Annotated in this window: 3 protein-coding genes; all 3 read right to left on the bottom strand. The window is 44.3% G+C overall.

Annotated features, from left to right (window positions below):
- Nucleotides 1-98: 98 nt before the first annotated feature.
- The 3 genes from WS42_RS09215 to WS42_RS15485 all read right to left on the bottom strand — a co-directional run bounded on the left by WS42_RS09215 (nucleotide 99) and on the right by WS42_RS15485 (nucleotide 6,891).
- The gene (locus tag WS42_RS09215; protein ID WP_046451011.1) at nucleotides 99-2,825 is read right to left on the bottom strand and encodes a hypothetical protein; all 2,727 of its coding nucleotides are present in this window, start codon (nucleotides 2,823-2,825) and stop codon (nucleotides 99-101) included.
- A gap of 83 nt (nucleotides 2,826-2,908) precedes the next feature.
- Nucleotides 2,909-5,542, bottom strand: a complete 2,634-nt coding sequence (locus tag WS42_RS09220) for a S9 family peptidase (protein WP_162613246.1) — start codon at nucleotides 5,540-5,542, stop codon at nucleotides 2,909-2,911.
- 5 nt (nucleotides 5,543-5,547) lie between these two features.
- The gene (locus WS42_RS15485) at nucleotides 5,548-6,891 is read right to left on the bottom strand and encodes a TlpA family protein disulfide reductase (protein ID WP_087382281.1); all 1,344 of its coding nucleotides are present in this window, start codon (nucleotides 6,889-6,891) and stop codon (nucleotides 5,548-5,550) included.
- Between the last annotated feature and the right edge of the window lie 30 nt (nucleotides 6,892-6,921).

Consider the following 6,921-nt stretch of genomic DNA (forward strand, 5'->3'; position numbering starts at 1 on the left):
CAAAATTGTGTTAATTTTTTGGAAAATCAAATTTTTAGAAAAACTATTTTTTTACAATTTATCTATTTTCTAAATCATTCACTTTAAACATCTTCAAGTCATCGTTGTACCTTATATTTCAGAATCGTATTGTTTCCGGTTCCGGCAAACAAGAAAAATCCGTCATTCTCTAAAAAGACGATTGAAAAAGGCGAATCGCCGGTAATGGGAAATCCTTTGGACAGTTTTCCATCAGCCGATAACAAAAACAACTGGTTTTGTTCCGGATCGGTCAAGCCGACACGCACGTCTTTAGCAGAGAAACGGTATACATAAGGGAAACCTAAAGTTTTAGCCTCCATTTTCTTCTCGAAAAGCGGCGTTCCATCCAAACGGGTGACCAATACCCGGTTTCCATCGGTAAACAAAACATCCCCGGTCCCATTTCCATCCCAATCCACTATATTCATTTCAAACCGATCGGACAATCCTTCTACCCGGGAAGTCTCTGTCTGACCGGAAAAATTCACCACATGTACCTGTCCTCCCTTACCAGCAAATACCAGAACCGGTTGTCCGCCTTTACGGGTTAAATAGACATCGGTATGAGGTTTCAGATCGAATACGGAAGAAACTCTCACTCTCTCTTTGCCTTTACGGTCCAATATATAAAAACGATACCGATCGGCAAAGACGATATAATCTTTGTCGGCCACCCTGAAATGCTGTACTTTCGAAACGACCGGTTTATCGGTCTTTTGGGGATTCCAGCCTTCTACCGGTTTTCCATCCAAACCGTACAGATATACTTCCCGGTTTTCACAAGGAACAAAGATGCGGTAGTTGCGGTTATTATCATAATCGTACACGGATATTCCCTGCTCGCACTTTCCTTTGAAAGCGACGGGGAAACGCCCCGCTGCATTACCGTTGCGGTCGATCAGGTACATCTTGTCGGGAGTAGAAAACAGGTATTGTAATTTCCCGTTCTTAAAGAGATCGACCTGATATACTTCGCTATTGATCTGCTGCCCGAGAGGAAGTTTCCAAAGCACACGCCCCACATCGTTGATCAGATAAACAGTATGTCGATCGTCCTGTACGAACAATTCCTTCTCACCCGTCACATGATTGGTCACGGGAACGGGCTTCATACTCACTTTCCCATCCAATTTAGTCTGCCACAATACATGCGGACGAATTTCATCCTTTATCTCGGCTGTACTCAGAAAAAGAGTGGTATAGAGCATATCTCCCTCGTTGGACCACTGCCAGGCCCAGGTAGAAAATACAGACAGTTCCTTTTGACGTCGAGTCAGGAATTGCTGCCAACTTCCCTGAGTCAAAGAGGTATAAAAAGGTAAAACCTCAGCCGTACGGGCAAAATAAGCCATATTGTATTTTCCGGCCAAACGGGTTTTCAGATGCCGATACCATTCGGCATCGCGGATGACGCTCCCATGCACATAATCGCGGGCAAAACTCTTTACCGCACTCTCGGAGGAAGCAAAAATCAGGTAGTTATCCTCCACCAACACGCAACGGCATTTTATCCCTTCAAAAATATATCCCCAATAAACGGCAGCCAGATCATCAGCCGGGAAAAGATAGTAACGGAAAGTTTTTTCCCGATCGAGGTTATATTCTTTTAAATAGTTTTCTAAAGACTGATTATCGAAACGGGCATATTCCTTCATCATTTTCTCCAACACCACTTTACACAGGCTACCCGATTTAAGACTGGCTACGATGAGCCCATCCCTTTCGCGGGTCGCTTCATTATAGGCCAGATCTACAACAGCAAACTCTCCCTGCAACAAATCGCGCAACTCTTCTTCGCGTCCTTTTCCGAACATCTTAACGAACTGCTGCTTTCGCCTGAAGATATTTTCTTTTTGTCCTACCGTATAGCGGTAATTGTCCAAAGCAGCAAAGTAAGCCGCAGGATTACTCAGGTTCAGCAATCCTAACGAGAGCAGACCGGAAGGCAGTACCCCGTCGATATTCGCTTCCCGGGCCTGTTGTTTTTCCAATGTAGCGATGTACGAACCATCCAGTCCACTGTAGTTCATAAATCCGTTCAGACAAATCCCCTGGCTGCTGAAATCTCCGTCCAAAGCTCCCCATTTGAAAAAACGGGTGATATCGACATGGGGAAAAACCTTTTTAACCTGGATATACAAAGGCATCAACTCTGTAAAAGCTCCGGTATTCAACAGAATATTTATACCGGCACCGGCTGAAAAATATTTATTCAGATTCTGATAATGGGGTTTGACTCCTTCCCCGGCTTCTTCGAGGTCGAATTGTTTCAGTCCGTCTTCGATATACAGGTCCGAATCCGACAACAAGATAATACCGCCGCAAACAGCAAAATAAGCGATCTCTTTCCCTTGTTTTAAAGTATATATTTTATGCCGGTCGTATTTCCGTACCTTCTCTCCTCCGGCAGCAAAAGTCCGGTTCAGGAAATCGGTTACTTCTCCCCGGGAAATGACATCTTTATTATCCATCACATAGAGGAAAGCCACGTCGCTCTTGCCTTCCACCCGGGCTGCCACAACGTAAGGATGTGCCTTCACCAGCCCTTGTTGTTGTAAAGTATCGGTTATCCGGACCAACAACTTCCGGCGAAACACTTTCAAATCGGCCGCAAAAGCCTGCCGGATCTCAGGTGCTAACTCAGCCCCGACATTAATCGTTACCACGACAGCCGAATTGTAAGGGATAAAAGAATCTTTACTACCGGCACGCATTTTCCCCTCTTCATTGATATACCAAATGGCACAAACAACGACAGCAAGCAGGATAACGGCCAATAATGATAATAGAATCCCTTTTTTCATACAATTTAACGTCGGTATACAACAAGCTATTTCAAAGCAAAATTAATAAAAAATGCCGGCACTGCCGGCATGATCTGGTAAAATTATTCTTCTCCTTTCTTTTTCAGGTAAGTTCGTCCTTCCAATATCCAATCGGCCGCAACCGTTTTTTTCAGATAATAATCGAAATAATCCATGACACGCCCGGTTTGATCCAAGGTATTCATTTGTCCACCGATTGTATGTCCTTCGCCCTCATAGGTCAATAGGATACAAGGTTTTCCAAGCCTGCGCATGGTAATATACATTTCCAGTCCCTGACTCCAATCGACGGCCTGGTCTTCAGTTCCGAAGATCATCAATAGCGGCGTCTGAATGTTTTCTGCCTGAAATACCGGGGAATTACAGATATATTGCCGGGAGATTTGCCACCAGGGTAATCTGAAACGTGCCTGTCCCGTTTCGAACATTTCTTGATTGGAACGTCCGCTTTCCCAATAAATACTATTATACATACTTATCATATCTGTCAGAGGTGCTCCTGCCACGGCAGCAGCAAAAAGCGGAGTTTGTGTGATAATATAAGCCGTCTGGTAAGCACCCCAGCTATGCCCGATCAACCCCAACCGTGCAGGATCGATATCTTCTCTTTTCAACACTTGCCGAACAGCAGCCGTAACACAGTCTACTGCCGATTCGCCCGGCCGGTTCACCTCATAGGTGATATCAGGCTGAAAAACAAAATAGCCCTGTAACACATAATTCATCGTATTATAAAGATCCGATGCCGAAGGAAAAACAAAATCGTTTAAATGCTGGGACAGTTTCTCGTAAATATGAACGATCATCGGATAGGATTGACCTTCCCGATAGTTTACCGGATAAAACAATGCTCCTTTCAACTCCTTACCCCGTGAATTTTTATAACGGATCAATTCACTTTTACGGAAAATAAATCCGGGGGGACGTAAATTCGTATGTGTCAATTGTTGAAGCCGATTCAGGTTTTCATCACAAACGAATAGTTCGGGAGCTGTAATATTGTCAGCCCATCCGAGTAAGTTCGTCTTTTTATCTGCCGACTGTTCCAAACGTAATGTACCGAATGGCCCATACAGTAAAGGGCGATGATGCCCTTTGGGATCGAAGCGATAAATTCCGGAAGCCCCGTCATCACCGGTAGCTCTCAACAGCAGGTTACAGCCGGGAGTCAAAACTCCGCGCTGAAATTTCCGGAAAGTGATCTTGTCTTCGCGTCCTCGGGTCAACCGCTTCAATTTCAGCGTAGCCGGCTCAACACTCCAGATATCATATTCGTCATAAAACCAAAAAGCCTTATCTTCTTTCAGCCAACCGGCAATGCCGAACGAGGGAGCGATATCGATGGGGCCATCGTAATATATATCGCTTAATCCAGTAGTCACCTGAGCGGTAAGATTGATATATTCTTCTTTCGCCAAATCGTATGCCCACCAATTTTTATTCTTAAAATAGTAAACATACTTTCCTTCGCGGGAAAAAGAAGCCGACAATATTGTATTCTCCAACAAGCGGGTACGTTTTCCAGTTTCCGTCTGTATCACATAAATATCCCGATGAAGTTCGCGGTAATGGGGCCGATAGGGCCGATCGTCGACAGCTAAAACAAACGCTCCGTCGGCAGAAATACCGGCTATATCGAACAAGGAAGAATCGGCCAGCTGCCTCCAGCGGTTTTCTTCCGGCCACCATACGCACAAATAGGTCCGGCTACGATTCAGGTAATAGCGGTTTTTCTGACGCGACTGGATTTCCTGATCTTTCCAGTGCCAGATATCGACATCTGCCGTAACTTCCGCCCGGGACTTCCCCTGATACCGTTTCGGAGCGATACCGAAAAACAACTTTTTCCCATCGGCAGACCATTGGGGTGTGTAATATTCACTGATTTTCATATTTGCCGGAAAATCGGCCCAGGCCTCTGCGGCAAAACAGCAGGCCTGCTGCTTGTTTCCGATATTCCGGACGACATGAATTTCCCGGCCTTGCTTCTGCCCTGTACTGTCCGACAACATTTTCATAAACAGAAGCCCGTGATCTGTCCATTTCAATTTTTCATATCCGTTTTTATCGTTTTCTAAAAACAGAAGACGGTAATCATTCAGTTCCAATACCTCTAGGCTATTGCTCAGTCCCTTTTCAGTTTTTAGGGTATAGGCCAGGTATTTCCCCGTTGGATCGACCGTATATTCCTGTATATTAGCTATATTCTTTACCCGTTTTTTTTCAAGATCATAAAGATTCAACTCTACGGCATTTTCTGTATTTACTCCTTTTAAAATCAGATGTTTACTATCATTGGTAAAAGTAAAACTTTCCATTCCCCGGAAAATTTGTTCTTCCCCATTAGCAAGGCAAACCAGTTTTACCTGATAGGCAATACCGGCAGCTGCATTTTCTCCCGCCGGTTCCGAAAAAACGATCCAGTGGGAATCTTTGGAAAATTCGGGAGCAGAAGTATTTTTATATTTGTACTCTTTTCCCGACGCGATATGCCGGACAAACAAAGTATCTGTTTTCTCCGCAGCCTGGATTCTCCACATCGCCCATTCGCCGGATGGAGATAACCCGTATTGCAATAGTTTATGCCACAACTCGAATTCATGAAAATCCCGTATTGTTTTATTACTGGCCCATACGTTTCCCATACCTCCTACTCCTATCAGATAAACGCAGAAGGTCAATATTACTTTTTTCAAACCGATCATTTTTTCAATAGATTCTTCAATAATTTTTTTAATGCAGGATTAGAAGGCCGGAGTGCTTCGGTATCTACCCAATTGCCTTCTTTATCGATCAGGATAAACCGGGGAATAGAACCGACATGTAACTCTTCCGGGAGGTAACTCCAATCACCGGCCCACAATTGTACGCCTCCTAATTGATGTTCCCGGACATATTCTTTCCATTTTTTCCGGTTTTTATCTATGGAGATACTGATAAATTCAATCTCTTTTCCCTGAAATTCAGCCTCCAACTGTTGTAAATAAGGGATCTCAGCTTTACAGGGAGCACACCAGGTCGCCCAAACATCGATAAACTTATATTTCCCCCGGAAATCGGCCATGGAGCGGTAGTGTCCGGCTGTGTCGGGAAAGATAAAATTAGAAGCCCGTTCTCCTTTTTGAAGGGTAGAATGGGGGCGTCCCCGGTACTGACATAACCGCAGGCGTTGTTCCTCATTTTGCATCAAAGGAAAATACTTCTGTTCGTAATCACAAAAACGCCCGAAACTAACGGTATCTATTTCAGCCAACACAAATTCGGCTTTCAATAGCGGAGATCCGATTTCGGCTAACCAGTCATCGAAGGAATATTCTCCCTGCCGTATGACAAAAGTCCTTTTATAATTAAAATATTTCCGGAGCAACTGAATACCATAAGGTTGTTGTAAAATACGGTCATCTTCGACGGGAAAGCGTCCGATGAGCTGCCGGTAATAAGCCGATTGTTGTTCTTCGGATTCATAGGATTGCTGATTTTTAGCAATATAAGAAATGAAATCATACAACAGATCGAATTCGATTGTCTCCTTCAACTGCTTTTGAAAAAGGGAATCCCGGATAACTGTTGCTTGCAACCACCGGTCCACCTCTAGCCGAACCGAATCGAAACGGGGAAAATAGGCCCCATAAGCTTCTGTCCTGGTGTCCATTTTCAAAGAGCGCTTTATCTCTTTCCATTGTTCCAGTAAACGATTTTCTTCACCGGTGATATCCACTTGTTTCCAATCCCCGTCGATTCCCTGAAAATGTATTTCATCCCCTGCTTTTACATACATCCGATGATATTCCTTTCCATCATACAGGTAATAAAAACCGGCCTCTGCCGGCTGGAACATAAAAGCAAAACTACCGTTACCGGCAATGGTGGTACCGGCATATTTTACCGGTACCCCATTTTCTACAGTCATCAGTTGCACTTCTCTGGCAGGTACCTTTCCCCCGCTCTTTCCCTTTATCACGGCAAACTCCTCTGCCCTGATTCCTCCCCCCAGAAGGCAACAGATTATCCCTAATAACCACACACGACTATCTATCAATAACATAAATATCCATTACCCATTTTTGAACTCATA

Origin of the sequence: Odoribacter sp. N54.MGS-14 (genome assembly GCF_000980295.1) — a bacterium.
Lineage (GTDB): Bacteria > Bacteroidota > Bacteroidia > Bacteroidales > Marinifilaceae > Odoribacter > Odoribacter splanchnicus.

Excerpts from the sequence above, each read along its gene's own strand:
- WS42_RS09215 (WP_046451011.1), bottom strand. The coding sequence starts at position 2,825 with ATGAAAAAAGGGATTCTATTATCATTATTGGCCGTTATCCTGCTTGCT.
- WS42_RS15485 (WP_087382281.1), bottom strand. The coding sequence starts at position 6,891 with ATGTTATTGATAGATAGTCGTGTGTGGTTATTAGGGATAATCTGTTGC.